Source organism: Streptomyces sp. NPDC055189 (assembly GCF_053606765.1).
This window is the reverse complement of the sequence record NZ_JBSGSG010000080.1, coordinates 21,086-44,751: the sequence shown is the minus strand read 5'-3', so window position 1 is coordinate 44,751 and position 23,666 is coordinate 21,086. Positions and strand designations below refer to the sequence as shown.

Genomic DNA, 23,666 nt, shown 5'->3' with positions numbered 1-23,666 from the left:
GCGCACAGGGCCTGTGTGTACGCACAGGGCCTTCCTGGGGCCACAGCAGCACCAGGAGCCCCGTAAGTCCCGGGACATGCCAGAGGGCCCGCAGCGACACGCTGCGGGCCCTCTGAGCGGCTTGTGAGGCCGTGCGCCTCGTCGGCCTTACGCCTCGTCGCGGCGCAGACTCGGCTTCAGATCCTTGAAGCGGCCGAGCAGGCCGTTCACGAAGGACGGCGAATCGTCCGTGGAGAACTCCTTGGCCAGCTGCACGCACTCATCGAGCACCACGGCGTCGGGCGTCTCGTCGACCCAGATCAACTCGTAGGCACCGAGCCGCAGGATGTTGCGGTCGACGACCGGCATCCTGTCCAGGGTCCACCCGACCGCGTACTGCGAGATCAGCTCGTCGATGTGGCGCGCATGGTCCGCGTACCCCTCGACCAGCTCCATCGTGAACTCGCTGACCGGCGGCTGTCGGGTGTCGGACCGCGAGTGACGCACCCAGTCCGCGAGGACCGTCACCACATCGGCACCACGCTGGTCGGCCTCGAAGAGGATCTGGAAGGCGCGCTTGCGGGCCGTATTACGAGCAGCCACGGTTAGCTGTTCACCCGGCCGAGGTAGCCGCTGTCACGGGTGTCGACCTTGATCTTCTCGCCCGTGGTGATGAAGAGCGGGACCTGGATCTGGTGGCCGGTCTCCAGCGTCGCGGGCTTGGTGCCACCGGTGGAGCGGTCGCCCTGGACACCGGGCTCGGTCTCCTGGATGACGAGCTCGACGGCCGCGGGCAGCTCGACGAAGAGGACTTCGCCCTCGTGCTGCGCGACGGAGGCCGTGAAGCCCTCGATCAGGAAGTTGGCGGCGTCGCCGACGGACTTGCGGTCGACGTGCAGCTGGTCGTACGTCTCCATGTCCATGAAGACGAAGTAGTCGCCGTCCATGTAGGAGAACTGCATGTCGCGCTTGTCGATCGTCGCCGTGTCGACCTTGACGCCGGCGTTGAAGGTCTTGTCGACGACCTTGCCCGACATCACGTTCTTGAGCTTGGTGCGCACAAAGGCAGGGCCCTTGCCGGGCTTGACGTGCTGGAACTCGACGACGGACCAGAGCTGGCCCCCGTCGAGCTTGAGCACCAGGCCGTTCTTGAGGTCGTTCGTGGAAGCCACGGTTGCGGAATCTCCTGGACTGACGTGGACGACCCCGGCGCACGCGCATAGCTCGGAGAGCTAGAGCGCGAGCAGCTCCTTGGTCGTGATGGTGAGTAGCTCGGGTCCGCCGTCCGCCTCGGGGCGCACGACGAGCGTGTCATCGATCCGGACACCACCCCGTCCCGGGATGTGAACCCCCGGTTCGACGGTGACCGGCACGCAAGCGTCCAGTTTACCCATGGCCGCGGGCGCCAACTGCGGGTCCTCGTCGATTTCGAGCCCCACCCCGTGTCCCATCAGCGGAGCGAGACCGTCCGCATACCCTGCGGAGTCCAGTACATGCCGTGCCGCGCGGTCGATGTCACGGTAGGCGGCGCCCGGTGTCAGAGCCTCCCTGCCCGCCCGCTGAGCGGCGAAGACGAGGTCGTACAGCTCGATCTGCCAGTCCGCGGGAGACGTACCGATGACGAACGTACGCCCGATCTCGCAACGGTAACCGCGATAGCTGGCGCCCAGGCAGACGGAGAGGAAATCTCCTTCCTCCACCCTCCGGTCCGAGGGCCGGTGTGCGCCGCGGCCGGAGTTGGGCCCGGTGGCGACGGAGGTCGGGAAGGCGGGCCCGTCGGCGCCGTGGTCGACGAGGCGCCGCTCCAGTTCCAGTGCGAGATGGCGTTCCGTCCGCCCCACGAGAATGGATTCGAGCAGCTCGCCGAGTGCCTGGTCCGCGATCTCGGAGCCGATCCGCAGGCAGGAGATCTCCTCCTCGTCCTTGACGAGCCGCAGTTGTTCGACCGCTCCCCCCAGGTCCGCGAGCCGAAGGCGCGGCGCGACGGAGCCAAGGGCGCGATGCCGGGCGACGGTGAGGTCGTGCTCCTCGACGGCCAGCGAATCGGCGCCCTGCGCGGCGGCGAGATCGGCCCCCGCGACGGCGGGATCCCCGCCGGACGCGTCGAGCAGTTGCACCCGAAGACCGTCGTCGGGCCGCTCCTCGCCCTGGTCGTCGCCGGGCGGTCTGCCGCACAGCAGCAGATCCTCGGTCCTGCCCAGCAGGAGCACGGAGCCGAGCGGCGCCGCTCCCGCGAGATACCGCACGTTGGCGGGACGGGACACCAGCGCCGACGCGCTGCCGCCCGCGGCACAACGTTCCCTCAACCGCTCACGGCGGGCCACGTACACCTCTGACATGCGACGAGCCTATGAGCGCCGGCGCGGGTCGGCCGGTTCAGCGCGTCCGACCGGGGGCTACCACTGCGGCGGGCTCGCGATGGAGCGGGCAAGCACGTCGTCGAGGACCTGGGCCGTGGCGGGCACGTCCAGCTGGGAGTTGTCGATGATGGGCAGGCCCGAGCCGTACCAGCCGGCCATGCGGCCGTGGATGCGGGCCACTTCCTCGTCCGTGAGGCGGCGGTTGCCGCTGCGCTCGGCATTGCGCTCCAGGACGATCTCCAGGCCGGGCAGCAGGACCACCGGAAGCAGCCCGGGGCCCACGTGCCGCTTCCAGCCGCCGAGGCCTACGACCGGGCGGTCGGGGAAGACCGCGTCGTCGAGGATGCACGAGATGCCGTTGGCCAGGAAGTTCCGTGCGGCGAAACCGCAGGTGCGGCGGGCCAGGCGGTACTGCGCCTCGGAGTGGTCGTTCCACCCCGACTGGGGGTCCGCGAAGCCCGAGCGCACCCATTCCCGTACGTCGTCGAGGCTGATGTGGGCGGTGGGCACCCTGCGGTGCTCCGCCCAGTACTTGGCGACGCTCGTCTTGCCCGCGCCCGCGGGGCCGATCAGGAGAACGGCCAGCGTGGTGGCGCCGGTGTCCGCCCGCGCCGTGCCGGGCGGCGGGCTCGGCATGGCGACGGGGCCGCCGGGCGGGAGCTGTATGTGGCCCGTCGTGTCCGGGGTCGGCGGCACGGGGGCGCCGGGCGCGTGGGTGTGCTGGGAGGCGGCGCCGTGCTGCGGGGCGCCCGGCGCCGGATGCTGCGGGGCCGGGGCGTGCCCGTGCGGACCCTGGGGGTGCGGATGGGTTCCCGGCCCCTGCGGATGAGGAGCCGTGCCCGGTGGATGAGGAGCGCCGGCGAAACCCGGCGCGGGAGGCGGTGGGCCGCCCGGCGCTGCACCCGGCGGCGGACCGCTCGGGTGATGTGCGGCCGGGGACCAGCCAGCGGCCGGTCCGTGCCCCGGCTGATGGGGCGGCGGCAGCGGAGACCCCACTGCGTGCTGCATCCGGTGCCACTCCGTCTCGTGCGACTGACGCTGGTCGGGCGGCGGCCGGGGCCACCCGTTACCGAACGGTACCGTCCCCGGCCGACGTTGTGTGAACGGCCGGGGAGGCCGCAGCGTGCCCGTGGCTTGTTCTGATGGGCCACTTCTCCGCTATTGGGGCGTTACTTCGCCACTTCGCCGTACGCGGCGAGCAGCACCGCCGGGTCGGGTCCCTCCAGGACGGTCGGCTTGCCGAGACCGTCGAGGACGATGAAACGCAGCAGGTCACCGCGGGACTTCTTGTCGACCTTCATGGTCTCAAGGAGCTTGGGCCACTGGTCGTAGCGGTAGCTCAGGGGCAGGCCGACGGACTCCAGGACGGTGCGGTGCCGGTCGGCGGTCGCGTCGTCGAGCCGCCCGGCCAGGCGGCCGAGTTCGGCCGCGAAGGCCATGCCCACGGAGACGGCGGCGCCGTGCCGCCACTTGTAGCGCTCGTTCTTCTCGATGGCGTGGGCGAGCGTGTGGCCGTAGTTGAGGATCTCGCGCAGCCCCGACTCCTTGAGATCGCCGGAGACGACCTCGGCCTTGACCTTGATGGAGCGCTCGATCAGCTCGGCGGTGTGCGGACCCTGCGGGCTGCGCGCCGCTTCGGGGTTCTCCTCGATCAGTTCGAGGATCACCGGGTCGGCGATGAAGCCGGCCTTGATGATCTCCGCGAGGCCCGAGACGAAGTCGTTGACCGGCAGCGAGTCGAGCGCGGCCAGGTCGCACAGCACACCGGCCGGCGGGTGGAAGGAGCCCACCAGGTTCTTGCCCTCGGCGGTGTTGATGCCGGTCTTGCCGCCGACCGCGGCGTCCACCATGCCGAGCACGGTGGTCGGCACGGCGATCCAGCGCACCCCGCGCAGCCACGTCGCGGCCACGAAACCGGCGAGATCCGTGGTGGCTCCGCCGCCGACACCGATGATGATGTCGCTGCGGGTGAAGCCGGACTGGCCAAGGGCCTTCCAGCAGTACGCGGCGACCTCGGCGGTCTTGGCCTCCTCGGCGTTCGGCACCTGGATGGCGACGACCTCGAAGCCCTGGCCCGCCAGGTCGTCGCGCAGCGCGTCGCCGGTCTCGGCGAGCGCCTCCGGGTGGATGATCGCGACGCGCTTGGTGCTCTCGCCGATCAGGCCGGGCAGCTCACCGAGGAGCTGACGCCCGACGAGGACCTCGTACGGATCGGTGCCCGCGGTGCCGCCGACCTGGATGCGGGTGGGTGTCTGCCCCGGCATCTCAGCAGTCTCCGTCATGCTTCCTTCAACTCCAGTGCGTCGAGGACCGCCTGGGCGACCTCTTCGGGGGTGCGGTCGTCGGTGGCGACGACGGCGCGGGCGACTTCGGCGTACAAGTGGCGGCGGGCGTTCATCAGTTCGCGCCACTGCTTGCGCGGGTTGACCGCGAGCAGCGGGCGCGCCTGGTTGAGGCCGGTGCGCTTGACCGCCTCCTCGACGTCCATCGACAGATAGATGACGGGGTGCGGGGCGAGGAGAGCACGGGTCGACTCGTCGAGGATCGCGCCCCCGCCGAGGGCGAGGATCCCCGTGTGCTCGGCGAGCGCCGTACGCACGGCCTCCCGTTCGAGCTCGCGGAAGTGCGGCTCGCCCTCGTCCACGAAGATCTCCGCGATCTCCCGGCCCTGCGCGAGCACGATGTCGGCGTCGGTGTCCCGGAAGGCGGTGCCGAGGCGCTCGGCGACCAGTTCGCCCACCGTCGACTTGCCCACGCCCATCGGCCCGACCAGGACGATCTGCGGGCCGGTCACCGGATCTGGAGGTTGTCGAGGTACGAGGTCACGTTGCGGCGGGTCTCGGGCACGCTGTCGCCGCCGAACTTCTCGGCGACGGCGTCGGCCAGGGTCAGCGCGACCATCGCCTCGGCGACGATGCCGGCGGCCGGGACCGCACACACGTCCGAGCGCTGGTGGTGCGCCTTGGTGGCCTCGCCGGTGGCGACGTCGATGGTGGCGAGCGCGCGCGGGACGGTCGCGATCGGCTTCATCGCGGCGCGCACGCGCAGCAGCTCACCGGTGGTCAGACCGCCCTCGGTGCCGCCGGAGCGGCCCGACGTGCGGCGGATGCCGTCGTCGGTGGAGACGATCTCGTCGTGCGCCTTGGAGCCCGGCACCCGAGCGAGGTCGAAGCCGTCGCCGACCTCGACGCCCTTGATGGCCTGGATGCCCATGAGCGCGGCGGCGAGCCGCGCGTCGAGCCGCCGGTCCCAGTGCACGTGCGACCCGAGACCGACCGGCACGTTGTACGCGAGCACCTCGACGACGCCGCCCAGGGTGTCGCCGTCCTTGTGGGCCTGGTCGATCTCGGCGACCATCGCCTTGCTCGCGTCCGCGTCCAGGCAGCGCACCGGGTCGGCGTCCAGCTTCTCGACGTCGGCGGGGGTCGGGTAGACGCCGTAGGGCGCCTTGGCCGCGGCCAGCTCCGTGACGTGGCTGACGATCTCGATCCCGGCCGTCTCCTTCAGGTACGAGCGGGCCACCGCGCCGAGCGCGACGCGGGCCGCGGTCTCCCGGGCCGAGGCCCGCTCCAGGATCGGACGGGCCTCGTCGAAGCCGTACTTCTGCATGCCCGCGAGGTCGGCGTGGCCGGGCCGCGGACGGGTCAGCGGGGCGTTGCGGGCCGAGTCGGCGAGGATCTCGGGGTCGACCGGGTCGGCCGCCATGACCTGTTCCCACTTGGGCCACTCGGTGTTGCCCACCATGATCGCGACCGGCGAGCCCATGGTCAGGCCGTGCCGGACTCCGCCCAGGAAGGTGACCTCGTCACGCTCGAATTTCATGCGCGCACCGCGCCCATAGCCGAGGCGCCGCCGGGCCAGGTGGTCCGCCACCATCTCCGTGGTGATCGGCACGCCGGCGGGAAGACCCTCCAGCGTCGCGACAAGTGCGGGTCCGTGGGACTCGCCCGCGGTCAGCCAACGCAACCTGCTCAACGGTGCTCCTCATGCTCGCGCCTGGAACTGCGTGGCGCGACCGGGTGCGCGGCCCTGGCCCGCCACCCTGATCCTCCCACGTCGGGACGCGGGCCCCGGCCTCCGGTCCACAAAGCGGACGCCTCAGCGGGCGGCCAGCGCGTGCTCCCCGGCCTTGCGCATGGCGACGAGCGGCGCGGGCGTACGTCCGGTCATCTGCTCGACCTGCAGCACGGCCTGGTGCACAAGGAGATCGAGCCCGCTGACGACGGCCCCGCCGTACATCGACCAGCGGGCCGCGAGCGCGGTGGGCCACGGGTCGTACAGGACGTCGAAGAGGGTCGTGGGCCGCTCGGGCACGGCGGCCGAGAGCGCATCGGTGGCGCCCGCGGGCGTCGTGGCGATCACCAGCGGCGCGCTCAGCGCCTGCTCGGCGTCCGCCCAGTCCGCCGTGCGCACCTCCACGTCGAGCCGCTCGCCCCACTGCCGCATCTCGGCGGCACGGGCCTCGCTGCGTACGTACGCGACGACCTCGCCCGTGCAGATCCGCGCGAGCGCGGCAAGCGCGGACGACGCGGTGGCCCCTGCGCCGAGGATCGCCGCGGTCTCGACCTCCTCGATGCCGCGTTCGCGCAGGGCGGCGACCATGCCGGGGATGTCGGTGTTGTCGCCGACCCGGCGGCCGTCGTCCTTGAAGACGACGGTGTTGACCGCCTCGACGGAGGCGGCGGTCCCGCTGATCTCGTCGAGCAGCGGGATCACCGCGCGCTTGAGCGGCATCGTCAGCGAGAGCCCGGCCCACTCGGGACCGAGTCCCTTGAGGAAGCCGGGCAGGGCCGCCTCGTCGACGTCGAACAGGTCGTACGTCCAGTCGGCGAGGCCCAGTTCCTCGTATGCGGCGCGGTGCAGCACCGGGGAGAGGGAGTGGGCGATGGGGGAGCCGAGGACTGCGGCTCGGCGGCCGTGTTCAGTCACCATTCTTCTGCCGATCATTGAACTTGGCGACCAGCTTCTCGTGCTCGGCCAGCGTCTTGGTGAACTCGGTCTTCTTCAGGTCGATGGAGATGAAGAACATCCAGCCGCCCTTGTCGGGAGACAGTGTCGCCGCCAGCGCCTCGTCGCCCGGGTTTCCGATCGGCCCCGGCGGTAGGCCCTTGTGGAAGTAGGTGTTGTACGGGTCCGGGTCGGTCCGGATCTTCGAGATCGGGATATCGATCTCGCTCTGACCCTTGAGGTAGTTGTACGTCGAGTCGAATTCGAGCTTCTGGTTGGTCACGGTGTTGGACGTCTTGAGGCGGTTGTAGACGACAGCCGCCATCTTCTTGAAGTCGTCGTGCGTCATGCCCTCGGCCTGGACCAGGCTGGCCACCGTGAGGACCTGCAGCGGGTTCTCCAACTGCAGCTCTGCAGCCTTGGACTTGAGACCCATCTCGTCGTACTTCTGAGTGGCGTGGGCGACCATCTTCTTGAGTACGGCTTCAGGCTTCTGGCCCTTGGCAACCGCGTAGCTGGAGGGATACAAGAAGCCCTCGAGCGGGTCCTTGATGTCCTTGTTGGTGTTCGCCCAGGCAGGAAGCCCGAGCGTCTTCCATTCCTTCTTGGCGACTTTCTCGGTCGTGCCCTTGTCGAGCTCCAGCCGAGTGTCGATCTGGCTGTAGACCCACGCATTCCGCCGACCCTCGGGAATGATGAGGTTATTTCGGCTCTTCGGGCTGAGCATCAGCTCGACCGCACTCTTGGCCGACATCTCCTTCTTCAGGACATAGACGCCGTCCTGAATGGTATCGCCCTTGGAATTCTGCGCCTGCGCGGAGACAAAGGCGTCCACGCTCTTGACGACACCCGCCTCTTTCAGCTTCTGGCCGATCACATAGCCGCCGGCACCCTTCGGGATATCGACGGTCGCAATGCCAGTCCCCTCCCCCGCGTAATCCGGGGAAGAGCCGAAACGATCCTGATAGAACTGGTAGCCGAAATAGGCGACGCCGCCGAGACCACCGGCGAAGACCAGGGTCACGACCATGCACGCGCAGCCGCTCCTGCGCTTCTTGGGTTTCTTGCCGCCCCGGCCGCCCCGACGGTCCCCGCGACCGCCACGGCGGCCCGGCTCATCGTCGTCGTCCTCGTCGTCATCCGCGCCGGAGAAGAAGGCGTGCTCGCCCTGGTCCGGCCCCGGGTCCCAGTCCTGCTGCGGCTCGGGGTCGCCGCGGCGGCGGGACGGGGGCTCCGGCGGGGGGTACGCGTCGGGTGTGCCGTAGTAGTCCGGGCTCTCCGCGCCGTAGCCGCCGGACTGGTGGCCGTAGGGGTCCGCCGGATCCGCGGCGTACGCGGCCTGACCCTGCTGGCCCGCGTCCCAGCCGCCGTTGTACTGCTGCTCGGGGCCGCCGTTGTACTGCTGCTCGGGACCGCCGTTGTAGTGCTGCTCCGGACCGCCGTTGTACTGCTGCTGACCCGCGTGTCCGCCATGCTGCTCACCCGCGTGTCCGCCGTACTGCTGCTGACCGTAGGCCTGCTGCTGGCCCGTGCTCCAGTCGTCGTACTGCGCCTGCTGGGGGTGTTGCGGCTGCTGAGGGTAGTACTGCCCCTGGCCGCCGTAGGAGGACGGACCGGCGGAGGCCTGCTGTCCTCCCCATCCGCCGTCCCCGTACAACGGGTCCTCGGGATGCCACGGTTCGGAGCCTGGGCCCCGGCCATACTCAGTCATCGATCCCCTACATGCCGCGAGGCGGGGCCGCCGTCTGAGTCGTCGGGCAACCGTTCCGCCTCTTGATGCTGTGCGGCAGCTGTTCGAACACCGCCGCATCGCGCGGAACGTTACCGTATCGCGATCAGATGACCACTTCGACGCCCTCGCCCGGGGCTTTGCCTGACGCCCGTTCGGACTCCAGAGCCTGCTGGAGGATGATGACGGCCGCCGCCTGATCGATGACAGACCTGCCCTTTTTGGACTTCACGCCCGAGGCGCGCAGTCCCTGACTGGCCGTCACTGTGGTCATCCTCTCGTCCACGAGCCTCACCGAAATGGGGGCCACCAACCGGGCGAGGTCCTGGACGAACGCACGGATCTTGGCGGCCGCCGGGCCCTCGCCCCCGTTGAGGGAGCGAGGGAGACCGACGACGATCTCGATCGGTTCGTACTCGTCGACGAGCTGCTTCAACCGGCGCTGCGCGGCCGGGACATCGCGCCCCGGAACCGTCTCCACCGGCGTGGCGAGGATCCCGTCGGGGTCGCACGAGGCGACCCCGATGCGGGCGTCACCCACGTCGATGGCCAGACGCCGGCCCCTGCGCATGCCGCCCTCGGAGTCGGACATCAGGCCGTCTCTGCCACGAGGCGTTCGACGGCGGCCATGGCGTCGCCGATGGCCGCGGCGTTCTGGCCGCCGCCCTGGGCGACGTCCGGCTTGCCGCCGCCACCGCCGCCAAGGGTCTTGGCGGCCGTACGGACGAGGTCACCGGCCTTGAGACCGCGCTCGCGGGCGGCTTCGTTCGTGGCGATGACCGTCAGCGGGCGGCCGTTGGCCGTGGTGAAGAGAGCCACGACGGCCGGGCGGTCGCCGGGGATGCGGTGGCGTACGTCCAGGACCAGCTTGCGCAGGTCGTCGGCGCCCGTACCGTCCGGCACCTGGCCGGTGACGAGGGCGACGCCCCGTACGTCCTTGGCCTGGTCGACAAGTCCGGCGGCGGCCTGCAGGACCTTCTCCGCGCGGAACTTCTCGATCTCCTTCTCGGCGTCCTTCAGCTTGCCGAGCATGGCGGAGACCTTCTCGGGCAGCTCCTCGGAACGACCCTTGACCAGCTCCTGGAGCTGGGCGACGACCGTGTGCTCCTTGGCCAGGAAGTTGTACGCGTCGACGCCGACCAGGGCCTCGATACGGCGGACGCCCGAACCGATGGACGACTCGCCGAGCAGTTTCACCAGACCCAGCTGGGCGGTGTTGTGCACGTGCGTACCGCCGCACAGCTCCTTGGAGAAGTCGCCGATGGTGACCACGCGGACCCGCTCGCCGTACTTCTCGCCGAACTCGGCGATGGCGCCCTGCTTCTTGGCCTCGTCGATCGACATGACCTCGGCCTGCACGTCGAGCTCGTGCGCGAGCACTTCGTTGATCTTCTGCTCGACGTCCGTCATGACGGCCGTGGGCACGGCCGACGGGGAGCCGAAGTCGAAGCGGAAGCGGCCCGGCTGGTTCTCGGAACCGGCCTGGGCGGCCGTCGGGCCGAGCGCGTCACGCAGGGCCTGGTGCGTGAGGTGCGTGGCGGAGTGGGCGCGGGCGATGGCACGGCGGCGGTGCACGTCGATCGAGGCCCAGACCTGGTCGCCGACGGTGATCTCGCCGACCTGCACGACACCCTTGTGGACGTGCACGCCGGGGACCGGCTTCTGCACGTCACGGATCTCGACGACAGCGCCGTTGTCCAGGCGGATCCGGCCGGAGTCGGCGATCTGGCCGCCGCCCTCGGCGTAGAAGGGGGTGCGGTCGAGGACGACCTCGACCTCGTCGCCCTCGCGGGCGGCGGGCGACGAGACGCCGTCGACCAGGAGGCCCACGATCACGGCCTCGTTCTCGGTGAGGGTGTAGCCGGTGAAGTCCGTGGCTCCCGAGGCGTCGACGATCTCGCGGTAGGCGCCGAGGTTCGCGTGGCCGGTCTTCTTGGCCTGCGCGTCGGCCTTGGCCCGCTCCCGCTGCTCCTTCATCAGGCGCCGGAAGCCGTCCTCGTCCACGGCGAGGCCCTGTTCGGCGGCCATCTCCAGGGTGAGGTCGATCGGGAAGCCCCACGTGTCGTGCAGCAGGAACGCCTTGTCGCCGGAGAGGACCTTGCCGCCGGCGGCCTTGGTCTCGGTGACGGCGGTGTCGAGGATGTTCGTGCCGCCTTTGAGGGCCTTGAGGAAGGCGGCCTCTTCGGCGAGCGCGACGGTCTCGATGCGCTTCCGGTCGGTCTGAAGCTCGGGGTACTGCTCGCCCATCGACTTGATGACCGTGTCGACCAGCTCGTGCACGACCGGGCCGGTGGCGCCCATCAGACGCATGTTGCGGATGGCGCGGCGCATGATGCGGCGAAGGACGTAGCCACGGCCTTCGTTGCCGGGCGTGACGCCGTCGCCGATGAGCATCACGGACGTGCGCATGTGGTCGGCGACCACGCGCAGGGAGACGTCCGAGCCCTGCTCGGCGCCGTACCGCACGCCGGTCAGCTCGGTGGCCGTGTCCATGATCACGCGCAGGGTGTCGGTCTCGTACATGTTCTGTACGCCCTGCAGGATCATGGCGAGGCGCTCGAGTCCGAGGCCGGTGTCGATGTTCTTGCTGGGCAGCTCGCCGAGGATCTCGAAGTCCTCCTTCGAGGTGCCCTCGCCGCGCTCGTACTGCATGAAGACCAGGTTCCAGATCTCCACGTAGCGCTCGTCGTTGACGGCCGGGCCGCCCTCGACGCCGAACTCGGGGCCGCGGTCGTAGTTGATCTCGGAGCAGGGGCCACAGGGTCCGGGGACGCCCATGGACCAGTAGTTGTCCTTCTTGCCCAGGCGCTGGATGCGCTCGGCGGGGACGCCCACCTTCTCGCGCCAGATGGTCTCGGCCTCGTCGTCGTCGAGGTAGACCGTCACCCACAGGCGCTCGGGGTCGAGGCCGTAGCCGCCGTCCGCCACGGAGCTGGTGAGCAGCTCCCAGGCGTACGTGATGGCGCCTTCCTTGAAGTAGTCGCCGAAGGAGAAGTTGCCGCACATCTGGAAGAACGTGCCGTGCCGCGTGGTCTTGCCGACCTCTTCGATGTCGGGCGTACGCACGCACTTCTGCACGCTCGTGGCGCGCGAGAACTGCGGCTTGACCTCACCCAGGAAGTAGGGCTTGAAGGGCACCATGCCCGCGGGGACGAGGAGCAGAGTCGGGTCGTCCGCGATGAGCGACGCCGAAGGGACGACGGTGTGCCCGCGCTCCTCGAAGAAGCTCAGCCAGCGGCGGCGAATCTCGGCCGACTCCATCAGTGGTCCTCATTCCGGTTGTACGAGTACTTCGACTTCGAGAGGTACTTGCCCTGCGTGTTCTTGTCGGTCTTGCTGGTCTTGCCGTTCTCGATGGCCACGACCACACGGCGCTGCCCGGGGAGTTCGTGGTCGACCGGGGCTTCGAGGCCGAGGGCCTCGCCCAGTTCGGCCTCGCGCTGGGCCATGCCGTCGCGGACGTCGAGAGCGAAGTCCTTGAGCTTGTGACCCGCCTCGACCGCCTTGTTCGCGGCCTGCGCCGCGAGGCTTTCGGGGGTCAGTTGCTTGATCTTGCGGTTGACCTTGGTGGTGGCCCACACACCGGCAGCGGCGCCCGCGGTGAACCAGAACGTACGGCGGAACATCGCTGCGTCAGTCCTTCTTCCGCTTGCCCCGACGTCGCGCGGAGGGGACGGTGCGCCCCACGATCACGGTACGTCGGGCGGGTGCCGGGGGCACATTGTCTGATTCGGGTCCTGCCTTGCGGCCCAGGGCTCTGCGCACGCCGTATCCGAACGCCGCGACCTTGACGAGGGGCCCGCCGAAGGTGGAGGCCACCGTCGTGGAGAGCGCCGACGCGTTCGAGGTGACTTCCTGTACGTCGGAGGCGATGGCGTCGACCCGGTCGATCTGGGTCTGCGCCGAGCGCACCGCGGTGGAGGCGTCCGCGAGAAGCGGGACGGCCTGCTCGGTCACTTCCGCCACGAGCTTGGTGGTCGCCTTGAGCGTCTGCGCCAGCCTCACCAGCGCCACGGCCAGGAAGGAGACCAGGATCGCCCAGAAGACGGCCACCAGGATCCCGGCCACCTCTCCACCCGACACTGCGCACCGCTCCCTGAACATCGGCCCTGAACATCGAAAAGTCGTCCCCCGACCCTATCGCGCCGGGGCGAAGGCTCCGCACCGCATTACCGCGTTCGATCAAGGGAGTTACGTCAAGCGATTGTACGGACCGCTTACGCATCGGTACGCTGCGTATCTCATGCGACGCGATCAGCGCACGGGCGACCACCGGCACAGCTCCTCCGCACGGGCCCCGCGGCCCGGCAACCTCCCGCTTGAGCTCAACGCCTTCGTCGGACGCACCTCCGAAGTCGCCGCTCTCATCGCCGCGTTGGAGAACGGACGGCTGATCACGGTGACCGGCGTCGGCGGCGTCGGGAAGTCGCGTCTTGCCGTGCGGGCCGCCGCCGAATCCGCGCCGCGGGACGGCGCCTGGCTGGTGGAGCTCTCGGCGGTCCGCGACCCGGATCTGGTGGAACACGCGGTCGCCGACGCCCTGCGTCTGACGGATCACACGCACCGCACGCCGCGCAAGGTGCTCGTCGACCATCTCGCGGAGCGGGAAGTCCTCCTCGTCGTGGACGGGTTCGAGCATCTGGTGGAGGCGTGCGCCTCGCTGGTGAAGGATCTGCTGCACCGCTCCCCCGGCCTGCGCGTACTGGCGGTGGGGCGCCGGCCCCTGGACACCGGGGGCGAGCAGATCTTCCCGCTCGCGCCGCTGCCCACACCGGACGCGGCGGCGCTCTTCGCCGACCGTGCGGCGGCGGGTCTCCCCGGGTTCACCCTGGACGAGGGGAACGAGACCGACGTGGCGGAGCTGTGCCGCCGCCTGGACGGCATCCCGCTGGCCGTCGAGCTGGCGGCGGGACGGCTGCGGGCGCTCTCCCCCGCACAGCTGCTCTCCCGGCTCGACGACCGCTTCGCGCTGCTCACCGGGACCCGGCGCGATGTGCCGCCGCGGCACCAGACCCTGCGTACGGCCATCGGCTGGAGCCATGAGCTGTGCACGACGGGCGAGCGCCTGCTGTGGTCGCGGCTCTCGGTGTTCTGCGGCCCGTTCGACCTGGAGGCGGTCGAGTACATCTGCAGCGGCGAAGGACTGCGCGCCGACGACGTACTGGACGTACTGGGTGAATTGCTCGCCCAGTCCGTCGTGACCCGCGAGGAAGGGCCGACGGGCGTGCGCTACCGCATGCTCGACACGGTCCGTGCCTACGGCTCCGACTGGCTGGAGGCGACCGGCGACGCCGCGCGGATGCGGCGCCGGCACCGCGACTGGTACATGGGGCTCGCCACCTGGTGCGAGCTGGACTGGTTCTCGCCGCGCCAGGCGCGGGTCGCCGAACTCGTCGACTGCGAACTGCCCAATCTGCGGGGCGCCCTGGAGTACTGCCTGACCGAGCCGGACGAGACGCACCTGGGGCAGTACCTCGCGGGCAGCCTGTGGTTCTACTGGGTCGGCTGCGGGCGCCTCGCGGAGGGACGGCACTGGCTCGACCGGGCCCTTGAGCTGGACGGCGACCACGACGACTCCCGCCTCAAGGCGCTGTGGGTGCTCGGCTATGTCGCGGTCCTGCAGGGCGACACGGTCGCCGCGCTCGCCGCGCTGCAGGAGTGCAAGGACGAGGCGGAACGTACCGGCAGCGCCATCGCCAACGCGTACGCCGTGCACCGCATCGGCTGCCTCGCGCTCCTCACCGACGACATGGAGCGGGCCGAGACCCTGCTGCGCTCGGCCCTCGACCAGTACCACGAGATCGGCGAGCTCAACAGCAACGTCCTGATGGGCCAGGTCGAGCTGGCGATGGCCCTCGCCTTCCGCGGCGAGCTCGCCGACGCGGTCGTGCTCTGCGAGGACGTGCGCCAGGTCTGCGAGGACCACGGCGAGCGCTGGACTCTCGCGTATGCCCTCTATGTGCTCGGCTTCGCGGCCTGGACCCGCGGTGAGCCCGCGACCGCCCGTGAGCTGCTCATGCGGTGCCTCGCCCTGGACCACGCCTTCAACGATCTGCTCGGCACGGTGCTCGCGATCGAGCTGCTCGCCCTGTTCACCGCGGTGGAGGGCGACCCGGCCGAGGCCGCGGTCCTGCAGGGGGCCGCGTCCCGCATCTGGCCCTCGGTGGGGCCTCCGCTGTTCGGCTCCGGGCACTTCGGCGGGCCGCACGCGCTGTGCGAGGCGCAGGCCCGCGAACAGCTGGGCGATGCGCGCTACGAGGAGTGCCTGATCGCCGGAGCGCGGCTGACTCCGGACGCTGCGGTGTCGCGGGCCCTGCGCACGGGGCCCGGCGGCAACGCAAAAACCCGCCGCCTGCCCCTCCACGAAGGAAGGACGGGCGACGGGCTGAAGCAGGGAGAGCTACGTCCGGGTCAGCGGGCGTAGTACTCGACGACGAGCTGCTCGTCGCAGATCACGGGGATCTCCTTGCGGTTCGGGTCACGGTCCAGGCGGAAGGCCAGGGCCTTCAGGTTGACCTGGAGGTAACGCGGGATCTCGCCGTCGGGGGCGAAGCCGCCCTCACGGGAGACCTGGAACAGCGGCTTCTCGCGGCTGCGCTCGCGGACCATCACGACGTCGTCGGGACGGACGCGGAACGACGGCTTGTCGACCTTGCCTCCGTTGACCTCGATGTGGCCGTGGCTGACCATCTGACGGGCCTGGTAGATCGTGCGGGCGATGCCCGAACGCAGGATCAGGGCGTCGAGACGGCGCTCGAGCTCGATGACCAGGGCCTCGCCGGTCTTGCCTTCGGCCTTCTTGGCGCGGTCGTAGGCGCGGGCCATCTGCTTCTCGCTGATGTCGTACTGCGCGCGCAGACGCTGCTTCTCGAGCAGACGGACCTTGTAGTCCGAGTTCTGCTTGCGGCCACGACCGTGCTCGCCCGGCGGGTAGGGGCGGGCCTCGAAGTACTTGACGGCCTTCGGGGTCAGCGCGATGCCGAGGGCACGCGACTTCTTGACCTTGGGACGGGACTGGTTCGTCATGAACCAACCTCTCTGCTCAATGTGAAATCGGCTTCACCAGGGTTAGGGGAGGTCGCATCCGCAGCCCGGGAAACCCATCGGATCCGGTGGTTCTGGATCCGGCGGGCAGCCGCTCCCTGGTCTGGGCACTATGTGCAGCACGCGAGTGGCCCACCGACCGATTCCCGGAGTGCGGGATGGTGATGGGCTGCCCGCGACACCTTCGACGGTGCGCGACGCTCCTGGAGATCCCTGGACGGTGAGGTCCGGGGCTCCGGCTGGATGTCCCGTTCTGGTGGCGCCGGTACAAGACCGGACACGGGACGCAGCACTTCGGGCAAGTGTACCGGGTGACAGGGGGTGCCTCAGCCGCAGGTCTTCAGGAGGTCCTGGAGGGCCAGTTTCTCGGGGGCCGTGACCGTGAGCCGGTACTTCGCCTTGATCCCGGTCCAGCGGCGGCCGTACTCGCACCAGTATTCCTTGCGCGGGGGCTTCCATTTGTCGGGGGTCCGGCTGCTCTTCGTGTAGTTCGTCTCCTTGTCGGCGGCGAGCAGGACGTCCAGGTCGTTGGCGTACGTGAGGCGCTCTTTCGCCGTCCAGGCCCAGGCTCCGGCCCGCCAGGCCGCGCCGAGCGCGACGACGTGGTCGGTCTGGATCTGCGAGGCGCGGCGGTAGTAGTACGGCAGCTTCTTCCCGGTGTACGGGTCGTGCAGGATGCCGGAGAGCACGACGCACGGGTTGCGGTCGCCCTCACGCAGGTCTTTCAGGTCGCGTCGCAGGACGTCGTCCCTGGTGTCGCAGCCGTTGCGGCCGCCGGGGGCGTCCGTGTCGTCGGACCATCCTTCGCCGAACGCGGAGCGCTTGTACGTCTGCCAGTTCTTGCCCCATGCGACGGTGAGGCCGCTCAGCTGGTCGCGGGCCCGCGCGGCGGTGGGCGGGAAGCCCCGGCTCACGAGAGGTACGGCGGCGGGGGACGGCTTCGGCCGCTCCGTCTGCGGTGCCGTGCAGGCCGCGGCGAGGGCGGCGACGAGCGCGAGCAGGGTGGCCCCCGCGCGCGGCCCGGCTGCTGTGCCCATGGCGCCGAGCGTATGCGGGAGGGCCGGGGCCCGCCTCCGGGCTGCGGCGCTACTCGCCCTTGAGGCGCTCGCGCACTCGCTCGACCACGTCCGCGTACCTCGCCTCGGCTCCATAGCGCGTGGGTTGGTAGTAGCGCTTGGCGGCGACGGTGTCCGGTGCGTACTGCTGGGCGGCGATCGCGCCCGGCACGTCGTGCGGATACACATAGCCCTGGGCGTGGCCGAGCTTGGCCGCTCCCTTGTAGTGCCCGTCGCGCAGGTGGGGCGGGACGGGGCCGGCGAGGCCCGCGCGGACGTCGGCCTGGGCGGACTGGATGGCGATCGTCGCGGCGTTCGACTTCGGGGCCAGGGCCAGCGCGATCGTCGCGTGGCTGAGCGTGAGCGCGGCCTCCGGGAAGCCGATCATGGCGACGGCCTGGGCGGCGGCGACCGCCGTGGGCAGGGCCGTGGGGTCGGCGAGGCCGATGTCCTCGCTCGCGGAGATCATCAGGCGCCGTGCGATGAAGCGGGGGTCCTCGCCCGCTTCGATCATCCGGGCCAGATAGTGCAGGGCCGCGTCCACGTCCGAACCGCGGATGGACTTGATGAGGGCGCTCGCCACGTCGTAGTGCTGGTCGCCGTCCCGGTCGTACTTGACGGCGGCGCGGTCGACCGACTCCTCCAGGGTCTGGAGGGTGATCTCCTTCTCGCCCTTGGCGAGCGCCGAGCCCGCGCCCGCCTCCAGGGCGGTGAGCGCACGCCGGGCGTCGCCGCCCGAGATCCGCAGGAGGTGCTCCTCGGTGTCCTCGGGCAGCTCGACCGCGCCGCCCAGGCCCCGCTCCTCGGCGAGCGCCCGGCGCAGCAGGCCGCGCAGGTCGTCGTCGGTCAGCGGTTCGAGCGTGAGGAGGAGGGAGCGGGACAGGAGCGGGGAGATGATCGAGAAGTACGGGTTCTCGGTGGTCGCCGCGATCAGGGTCACCCAGCGGTTCTCGACGGCGGGCAGCAGCGAGTCCTGCTGGGCCTTGCTGAAGCGGTGGATCTCGTCGAGGAAGAGGACGGTCTCCTTGCCGTGGCCGCCCATCGCCCTGCGGGCCCCTTCGATGACCGCGCGGACTTCCTTCACGCCGGCGGTGATCGCGGAGAGCTCCACGAAGCGCTTGTTCGTGGCCTTCGAGACCACGTACGCCAGGGTCGTCTTGCCGATGCCCGGCGGACCCCACAGGAACACCGACGACGGTCCCGCCGGTCCTCCCCCGCCCTCGCCCACCAGCCTTCGCAGGGGCGAACCCCGCTTCAGCAGATGCTGCTGGCCTACTACTTCTTCGAGGGTGCGCGGGCGCATCCGGACGGCCAGGGGACTTGTCGAAGGGTCCTTCTCCTGGCGGTCCTCGGCAGCTGCGGTGAACAGATCGGGCTCCACGCTTCGAACCCTACGTCAGCCCACTGACAACGCCGTCGGCGCTGTCAGCTGGTCCAGAAGTCCCACCAGCGCGTGAGGATGAGCATGCCGATGATGCCGATGTGCAGCACCGGGAAGACCCAGGTGAACTCGCTGAAGAACGTACGCAGCCAGGAGGGCGCGGGCAGCAGGCCGTTGCGGACGTTGAACGAGGTCACGTACCAGAACATGATGATCGTGGCGACCCAGGCCAGGCAGCACCACAGGCACAGCGAGTTGATCTCGTACAGCGACTGGTACATCAGCCAGGCGCAGAAGCCGACCCCGAAGAGCGTGCCCGCGTTCAGCGTCAGCCAGTACCAGCGCGGGAAGCGCGCCCGGCCGAGCAGGCTCATGCCGACACAGATCACGACGGCGTAGGCCGCGATGCCCAGCATCGGGTTCGGGAAGCCGAAGACCGACGCCTGCTCGCTCTTCATGATGTTGCCGCACGAGACGACCGGATTGAGGCTGCAGCCCGGCGTGAAGTCCGGGTCCTCCAGAAGCTTGAACTTGTCCAGCGTGATGACCCACGCCGCGAGCAGCCCCGCCGCACCCGTGATCACCAGAAGCAGCGCGAACGCACGGCTCCCGCCGACACTGCGTGGCGCGTCCGTTCCGCCCCGCTCGCGATCGTGGTCGGAGGGGCGGCTTGCGCTTGCCGGGGTCGTCTTGCTCATCACGCCGTTCCGTCGCTTGTGGGGGCCTGCGGGCAGGGACATTGTGCCGCACGGGCGCGGGTGTCCACCGTTCGATGGACATAAGGAGGTACGTGCGAAGGGCCCCGGGCGTTCGGTCCGCCGGGGCCCTCCGTCGTCGTCTTCTTCGCGCGGGGCTAGGCCAGCTTGCCCTTCAGGACGTCCACGACGGAGTCCACCGCAACGGCGTCCTGCTCGCCCGACTCCATGTCCTTGAGCTGCACGACGCCCTCGGCGAGGTCCCGCTCACCGGCGACGATCGTGAAGCGGGCGCCGCTGCGGTTGGCGTTCTTCATGGCTCCCTTGAGCCCCTTCCCGCCGTACGAGAAGTCCGCCGCGACGCCGGCCCTGCGCAGCTCCGTCACCTTGGAGAACAGCACCTGCCTGGCCTCGTCGCCGAGCGGCACCGCGAACACGCTGGTCGCCGAGGGCAGTTCGAGCTCCACGCCCTCCGCCTCCAGGGCCAGGACCGTGCGGTCCACGCCGAGCGCCCAGCCGACCGACGGCAGCGAGGGGCCGCCGATCATCTCGGACAGGCCGTCGTAGCGGCCGCCGCCGCCCACCGCGGACTGCGAGCCGAGGCCGTCGTGGACGAACTCGAAGGTCGTGCGGGTGTAGTAGTCCAGGCCGCGGACCAGCTTCGGGTCGTCCTCGTACGCGACGCCCTGCGAGGTCAGGAGCTCCCGCACCTGCTTGTGGTACGCCTGGCACGCGTCGCACAGGTAGTCGCGCAGCATCGGGGCGCCGACCAGCTGCTTCTGGACGTCGTCGCGCTTGTCGTCCAGGACCCGCAGCGGGTTGATGTCGATACGTCGACGTGTCTCCTCGTCCAGGTCGAGCCCGCGCAGGAAGTCCTGCAGCGCGGCGCGGTAGACGGGGCGGCACTCCTTGTCGCCGAGCGAGTTCAGCAGGATGCGGAACTGCTGCAGGCCGAGGGCGCGGTACGCCTGGTCCGCGAGGATGATCAACTCGGCGTCGAGGGCCGGGTCCTCGGCGCCGATCGCCTCCGCGCCGACCTGCGAGAAGTGGCGGTAGCGACCCTTCTGCGGGCGCTCGTAGCGGTAGTACGAGCCGGAGTACCAGAGCTTGACCGGGAGGTTGCCGGCCTTGTGCAGGTTGGCCTCCAGGGCCGCGCGCAGCACGGAAGCGGTGCCCTCGGGGCGCAGGGCGAGCTGGTCGCCGCCCTTGGTCTCGAAGGCGTACATCTCCTTGGAGACGATGTCGGTGGATTCGCCGACGCCGCGCGAGAACAGCTCCACGTTCTCGAAGCCGGGCGTCTCCACGTATCCGTACCCGGAGTTCCGCAGCGGTGCGGCGATGGCCTCGCGTACCGCCAGGTACTTCGCGGAGTCCGGCGGCAGCAGGTCGTAAGTGCCCTTGGGGGCCTTGAAGGTGCTCACGGGTTTTCTCTCGTCACATTCCTCGTCGGGGAGCGTCGGCTCCCTGGCCGGCGGCCACCTGGCGCAGGTACGGGTTGGTGGCGCGCTCACGGCCGATGGTCGTGTGCTCGTTGTGACCGGGCAGGACCACGGTCGAGTCGTCGAGCGGCAGGCACACGCGCGCCAGCGACTCGAGCAGGTCGGTCTGCGATCCGCCGGGCAGGTCGGTGCGTCCGATGGAGCCGGCGAAGAGCAGGTCGCCCGAGAAGAACACCGAGGGGACCTCGGCGGACTCGGGCAACTGGAACGTCACCGACCCCTTCGTATGCCCCGGCGCGTGCGCGACGGAGAAGTCGAGACCGGCGAGCTTCAGCCGCGCGCCGTCGGTCAGTTCCCTGACGTCGGAAGGCTCGCCCACGGTCAGTTCACCGAGGAGCTGAGCACCGAAGGAACGGCCTATGCCCTTCTCCGGGTCGCTCATCATGTACCGGTCGTCGGGGTGGATCCACGCGGGCACGTCATGTGCCCCGCAGACCGGGACGACCGAGGCGACATGGTCGATGTGGCCATGGGTGAGGACGACCGCGACGGGCTTGAGCCGATGCTTCTTGAGTGCGTCCTCGACTCCCTCGGCGGCCTGGTGGCCCGGGTCGATGATCACGCACTCCTCGCCGGCGGCGGGGGCGACCAAGTAGCAGTTGGTCCCCCAGGCCCCGGCGGGAAACCCGGCAATGAGCACGATCGTCCTTCGTTCGTCGTCCGGCGCAGGTGGCCGCGCGGAATGCGGCAGATCAGAGCCTACCGGCGCTCCCGATTCCACAGCTAACCCATATACGGTACGGGGCACACAGAAGCGGTCATCCACGCAGAGGAGAGATCACCCGGTGGTCAGCAACGATCAGCGGCGGCGTCAGCTCGCCCGGGAGAAGTTCTTGCGGCAGCAGCAGCGCCGGGAGGCCGCGCGGCGCAAGGCGCGGATGCGCAACGCGGTGATCGCCTCGGCGCTCGCGGTGGTCCTGGCCGGCGGCGCGGTGTCGTACGCGGCGGGCGCCTTCGACGACGACGGCAAGCCGAAGGACGAGGCGGGCGCGAACCCCACCACCAAGCCGGACCCCTGCGAGAAGCCCGCGAGCGGCAAGGTGAAGCCGCTCAGCTTCAAGAAGGAGCCGGCGATGACGATCGACAAGTCGGCGGACTACGCGATGAAGCTGAGCACCACCTGCGGCGACATCGACCTCGACCTCTCGGCGTCCAAGGCCCCGCACACGGTCAACTCCTTCAACTTCCTGGTGAACAAGGGCTACCTCGACCACACGAAGTGCCACCGGCTCGTCGCGGGCGGCATCTTCGTCCTCCAGTGCGGCGATCAGAAGGGCACCGGCGAGGGCACCCCCGGCTACTCGATTCCCGACGAGAACCTCAAGGACAAGAAGCTGCGGGGGAACGTGTATCCGGCGGGCACGGTCGCGATGGCCAACCGGTACAAGGCCCAGACGAAGAAGGGCCGGGACTCCGGCGGCAGCCAGTTCTTCCTGGTCTACCAGGACAGTCAGCTCCCGCCCGACTACACACCGTTCGGGACCATTTCCGATTCCGGGATGAAGGTGCTCAAGAAGATTGCCGCCGCCGGCGAGAGCACCGGGCAGGGCGACGGCGCCCCGAACGCGACGGTCGTCATCAACAAGGCGACCGTGTCGAAATCCTGACCGCCTGCAGGCAAACTTCGGACGCGCGGGATGCGGACAGCCGCCCCGCGCGTCGCCTATGTTGGCGGAGACGAAACTGTGGACGATGCCGGGGGCCAGAGGCCCTGCACAGGCATCATGTGGAGGAGGCGCTGTGAGCAGCGACCCGTGGGGCCGCGTCGACGAGACGGGGACCGTGTACGTGCGCAAGGCCGACGGCAGTGAGCGCGAAGTCGGTTCGTGGAAAGCGGGATCTCCTGACGAGGCCCTTGCCTACTTCGAGCGCAAGTACGACGGTCTGGTCGTCGAGATCGGACTTCTCGAGCGCCGGGTGAAAACGACCGACCTGTCGGCCAAGGACGCCATGACCGCCATCGACCACCTGCGCCAGCAGGTGGACGAGGCACACGCGGTCGGCGATCTGGACGCCCTCAGCAAGCGTCTGGACAAGCTCGTCGAGACCGTCGACGCGCGCCGTGAAGAGCGCAAGGTCCAGAAGGCCAAGCAGTCGGACGAGGCGAGGCACGCCAAGGAGGCGCTGGTCGTCGAGGCCGAGGAGCTCGCCCAGAGCGAGCAGTGGCGGGCGGCGGGCGAGCGTCTTCGCGCCCTGGTGGACACCTGGAAGGGTCTGCCGCGCCTGGACCGCAAGTCGGACGACGAGCTGTGGCACCGCTTCTCGCACGCCCGCTCGGCGTTCTCCAAGCGTCGCAAGGCCCACTTCGCCTCGCTGGACGCCCAGCGCGAAGAGGCCCGCAAGACCAAGGAGAAGCTGGTCGGCGAGGCCGAGGCCCTCTCCGGCTCGACCGACTGGGGTCCGACGGCCGCGCGCTACCGCGACCTGATGACCGAGTGGAAGGCCGCGGGCCGCGCCCAGCGCGAGCACGAGGACGACCTGTGGAACCGCTTCCGCGGCGCGCAGGACGTGTTCTTCGCGGCGCGCAGCGCGGTCTTCGCCGAGCGGGACGCCGAGCAGACGGAGAACCTGAAGCTGAAGGAGGAGCTGGCCGAGGAGGCCGAGAAGCTCGTCCCGGTGAAGGACCTCAAGTCGGCGCGCGCGGCGTTCCGTACGCTCAACGAGCGCTGGGAGGCCATCGGCCACGTCCCGCGTGACGCCCGCCCGAAGGTCGAGGGCCGGATGCACGCGGTGGAGCGGGCCCTGCAGGACTCCGAGGAGGCCGAGTGGCGCCGTACGAACCCTGAGGCGCGTGCGCGTGCCGAGGGTCTGACCGGTCAGCTGCAGGCCGCCGTCGACAAGCTGGTCGACCAGATCGAGAAGGCGCGTGCCGCGGGCAACAACGCCAAGGCGGACAAGCTCCAGAGGGAGCTCGACGGCCGCCAGGCGCTGCTAGACCAGGCGCTGAAGGGTCTGCACGAGTTCGGCGGCTGAGCTT

Annotated in this window: 22 protein-coding genes; 3 read left to right on the top strand and 19 right to left on the bottom strand. The window is 69.9% G+C overall.

Features of this window, described 5'->3' with window-relative positions:
* Positions 1 to 147: 147 nt before the first annotated feature.
* The 13 genes from nusB to ACWFR3_RS36965 all read right to left on the bottom strand — a co-directional run bounded on the left by nusB (position 148) and on the right by ACWFR3_RS36965 (position 13,098).
* Positions 148 to 582 carry a transcription antitermination factor NusB gene (gene nusB / locus ACWFR3_RS37025; RefSeq protein WP_453739085.1) on the bottom strand — a complete coding sequence of 145 codons (435 nt, stop codon included), beginning with the start codon at positions 580 to 582 and terminating at the stop codon, positions 148 to 150.
* A gap of 2 nt (positions 583 to 584) precedes the next feature.
* Positions 585 to 1,151 carry an elongation factor P gene (gene efp / locus ACWFR3_RS37020; RefSeq protein ID WP_344521662.1) on the bottom strand — a complete coding sequence of 189 codons (567 nt, stop codon included), beginning with the start codon at positions 1,149 to 1,151 and terminating at the stop codon, positions 585 to 587.
* A gap of 60 nt (positions 1,152 to 1,211) precedes the next feature.
* Positions 1,212 to 2,318: an aminopeptidase P family protein gene (locus ACWFR3_RS37015; protein WP_453739084.1), complete on the bottom strand. Its 1,107-nt coding sequence runs from the start codon at positions 2,316 to 2,318 to the stop codon at positions 1,212 to 1,214.
* A gap of 57 nt (positions 2,319 to 2,375) precedes the next feature.
* On the bottom strand, positions 2,376 to 3,347 hold the full coding sequence (locus ACWFR3_RS37010) for a Pro-rich N-terminal domain-containing protein (RefSeq protein ID WP_453739083.1): 972 nt from the start codon (positions 3,345 to 3,347) through the stop codon (positions 2,376 to 2,378).
* A 161-nt stretch (positions 3,348 to 3,508) separates the two neighbouring features.
* On the bottom strand, positions 3,509 to 4,603 hold the full coding sequence (aroB, locus tag ACWFR3_RS37005) for a 3-dehydroquinate synthase (RefSeq protein WP_453739087.1): 1,095 nt from the start codon (positions 4,601 to 4,603) through the stop codon (positions 3,509 to 3,511).
* Positions 4,604 to 4,617: 14 nt separating this feature from the next.
* Complete coding sequence (locus ACWFR3_RS37000) at positions 4,618 to 5,133, bottom strand: shikimate kinase (RefSeq protein ID WP_453739082.1); 516 nt, start codon at positions 5,131 to 5,133, stop codon at positions 4,618 to 4,620.
* Positions 5,130 to 6,314: a chorismate synthase gene (gene aroC / locus ACWFR3_RS36995; protein ID WP_453739081.1), complete on the bottom strand. Its 1,185-nt coding sequence runs from the start codon at positions 6,312 to 6,314 to the stop codon at positions 5,130 to 5,132. Before aroC ends, ACWFR3_RS37000 begins: the two co-directional genes overlap by 4 nt.
* Before the next feature lie 123 nt (positions 6,315 to 6,437).
* Entirely contained in the window at positions 6,438 to 7,271 is an 834-nt protein-coding gene (locus ACWFR3_RS36990; protein ID WP_453739080.1) for a shikimate dehydrogenase, read from the bottom strand.
* Positions 7,261 to 8,997: an endolytic transglycosylase MltG gene (gene mltG, locus ACWFR3_RS36985; RefSeq protein WP_453739079.1), complete on the bottom strand. Its 1,737-nt coding sequence runs from the start codon at positions 8,995 to 8,997 to the stop codon at positions 7,261 to 7,263. The genes ACWFR3_RS36990 and mltG overlap by 11 nt, the downstream gene beginning before the upstream one ends.
* A gap of 124 nt (positions 8,998 to 9,121) precedes the next feature.
* Positions 9,122 to 9,586, bottom strand: coding sequence for a Holliday junction resolvase RuvX (ruvX, locus tag ACWFR3_RS36980; protein WP_453739086.1), 465 nt, complete (start codon positions 9,584 to 9,586; stop codon positions 9,122 to 9,124).
* Positions 9,587 to 9,606: 20 nt separating this feature from the next.
* Positions 9,607 to 12,276: an alanine--tRNA ligase gene (gene alaS, locus ACWFR3_RS36975; protein WP_453739078.1), complete on the bottom strand. Its 2,670-nt coding sequence runs from the start codon at positions 12,274 to 12,276 to the stop codon at positions 9,607 to 9,609.
* A complete protein-coding gene (locus ACWFR3_RS36970; RefSeq protein ID WP_453739077.1) occupies positions 12,276 to 12,641 on the bottom strand; it encodes a DUF6167 family protein in 366 nt (121 codons plus the stop codon). The genes alaS and ACWFR3_RS36970 overlap by 1 nt, the downstream gene beginning before the upstream one ends.
* A gap of 7 nt (positions 12,642 to 12,648) precedes the next feature.
* A complete protein-coding gene (locus tag ACWFR3_RS36965) occupies positions 12,649 to 13,098 on the bottom strand; it encodes a DUF948 domain-containing protein (RefSeq protein WP_453739076.1) in 450 nt (149 codons plus the stop codon).
* A 160-nt stretch (positions 13,099 to 13,258) separates the two neighbouring features.
* Between ACWFR3_RS36965 and ACWFR3_RS36960 the strand changes: the two genes are divergently transcribed.
* Positions 13,259 to 15,439, top strand: a complete 2,181-nt coding sequence (locus tag ACWFR3_RS36960) for an ATP-binding protein (protein WP_453739075.1) — start codon at positions 13,259 to 13,261, stop codon at positions 15,437 to 15,439.
* Here ACWFR3_RS36960 and rpsD read toward each other — a convergent pair.
* From rpsD to ACWFR3_RS36930, 6 genes are all read right to left on the bottom strand, one after another.
* A complete protein-coding gene (gene rpsD / locus ACWFR3_RS36955) occupies positions 15,427 to 16,041 on the bottom strand; it encodes a 30S ribosomal protein S4 (protein WP_361192551.1) in 615 nt (204 codons plus the stop codon). The two genes, ACWFR3_RS36960 and rpsD, sit on opposite strands and share 13 nt — an antisense overlap.
* A gap of 344 nt (positions 16,042 to 16,385) precedes the next feature.
* A complete protein-coding gene (locus ACWFR3_RS36950) occupies positions 16,386 to 17,096 on the bottom strand; it encodes an HNH endonuclease family protein (protein WP_453739074.1) in 711 nt (236 codons plus the stop codon).
* 49 nt (positions 17,097 to 17,145) lie between these two features.
* Positions 17,146 to 18,495, bottom strand: coding sequence for a replication-associated recombination protein A (locus tag ACWFR3_RS36945; protein WP_453739073.1), 1,350 nt, complete (start codon positions 18,493 to 18,495; stop codon positions 17,146 to 17,148).
* A gap of 44 nt (positions 18,496 to 18,539) precedes the next feature.
* Positions 18,540 to 19,193, bottom strand: coding sequence for a vitamin K epoxide reductase family protein (locus ACWFR3_RS36940; RefSeq protein ID WP_453739072.1), 654 nt, complete (start codon positions 19,191 to 19,193; stop codon positions 18,540 to 18,542).
* A 155-nt stretch (positions 19,194 to 19,348) separates the two neighbouring features.
* On the bottom strand, positions 19,349 to 20,611 hold the full coding sequence (gene hisS, locus ACWFR3_RS36935; protein ID WP_453739071.1) for a histidine--tRNA ligase: 1,263 nt from the start codon (positions 20,609 to 20,611) through the stop codon (positions 19,349 to 19,351).
* A gap of 13 nt (positions 20,612 to 20,624) precedes the next feature.
* Complete coding sequence (locus tag ACWFR3_RS36930; RefSeq protein ID WP_453739070.1) at positions 20,625 to 21,329, bottom strand: MBL fold metallo-hydrolase; 705 nt, start codon at positions 21,327 to 21,329, stop codon at positions 20,625 to 20,627.
* A 145-nt stretch (positions 21,330 to 21,474) separates the two neighbouring features.
* Here ACWFR3_RS36930 and ACWFR3_RS36925 point away from each other — a divergent pair, with 145 nt between their 5' ends.
* On the top strand, positions 21,475 to 22,296 hold the full coding sequence (locus tag ACWFR3_RS36925) for a peptidylprolyl isomerase (protein WP_453739069.1): 822 nt from the start codon (positions 21,475 to 21,477) through the stop codon (positions 22,294 to 22,296).
* 133 nt (positions 22,297 to 22,429) lie between these two features.
* Positions 22,430 to 23,662, top strand: coding sequence for a DUF349 domain-containing protein (locus ACWFR3_RS36920; protein WP_453739068.1), 1,233 nt, complete (start codon positions 22,430 to 22,432; stop codon positions 23,660 to 23,662).
* Positions 23,663 to 23,666 lie beyond the last annotated feature (4 nt).

Coding starts and splice junctions, on each gene's coding strand:
- ACWFR3_RS36960 (WP_453739075.1), top strand. CDS start 13,259: ATGCGACGCGATCAGCGCACGGGCGACCACCGGCACAGCTCCTCCGCA.
- rpsD (WP_361192551.1), bottom strand. CDS start 16,041: ATGACGAACCAGTCCCGTCCCAAGGTCAAGAAGTCGCGTGCCCTCGGC.
- ACWFR3_RS36950 (WP_453739074.1), bottom strand. CDS start 17,096: ATGGGCACAGCAGCCGGGCCGCGCGCGGGGGCCACCCTGCTCGCGCTC.
- aroB (WP_453739087.1), bottom strand. CDS start 4,603: ATGCCGGGGCAGACACCCACCCGCATCCAGGTCGGCGGCACCGCGGGC.
- ruvX (WP_453739086.1), bottom strand. CDS start 9,586: ATGCGCAGGGGCCGGCGTCTGGCCATCGACGTGGGTGACGCCCGCATC.
- ACWFR3_RS37015 (WP_453739084.1), bottom strand. CDS start 2,318: ATGTCAGAGGTGTACGTGGCCCGCCGTGAGCGGTTGAGGGAACGTTGT.
- ACWFR3_RS36990 (WP_453739080.1), bottom strand. CDS start 7,271: ATGGTGACTGAACACGGCCGCCGAGCCGCAGTCCTCGGCTCCCCCATC.
- ACWFR3_RS36940 (WP_453739072.1), bottom strand. CDS start 19,193: ATGAGCAAGACGACCCCGGCAAGCGCAAGCCGCCCCTCCGACCACGAT.
- mltG (WP_453739079.1), bottom strand. CDS start 8,997: ATGACTGAGTATGGCCGGGGCCCAGGCTCCGAACCGTGGCATCCCGAG.
- ACWFR3_RS36970 (WP_453739077.1), bottom strand. CDS start 12,641: ATGTTCCGCCGTACGTTCTGGTTCACCGCGGGCGCCGCTGCCGGTGTG.
- ACWFR3_RS37010 (WP_453739083.1), bottom strand. CDS start 3,347: ATGCAGCACGCAGTGGGGTCTCCGCTGCCGCCGCCCCATCAGCCGGGG.
- alaS (WP_453739078.1), bottom strand. CDS start 12,276: ATGGAGTCGGCCGAGATTCGCCGCCGCTGGCTGAGCTTCTTCGAGGAG.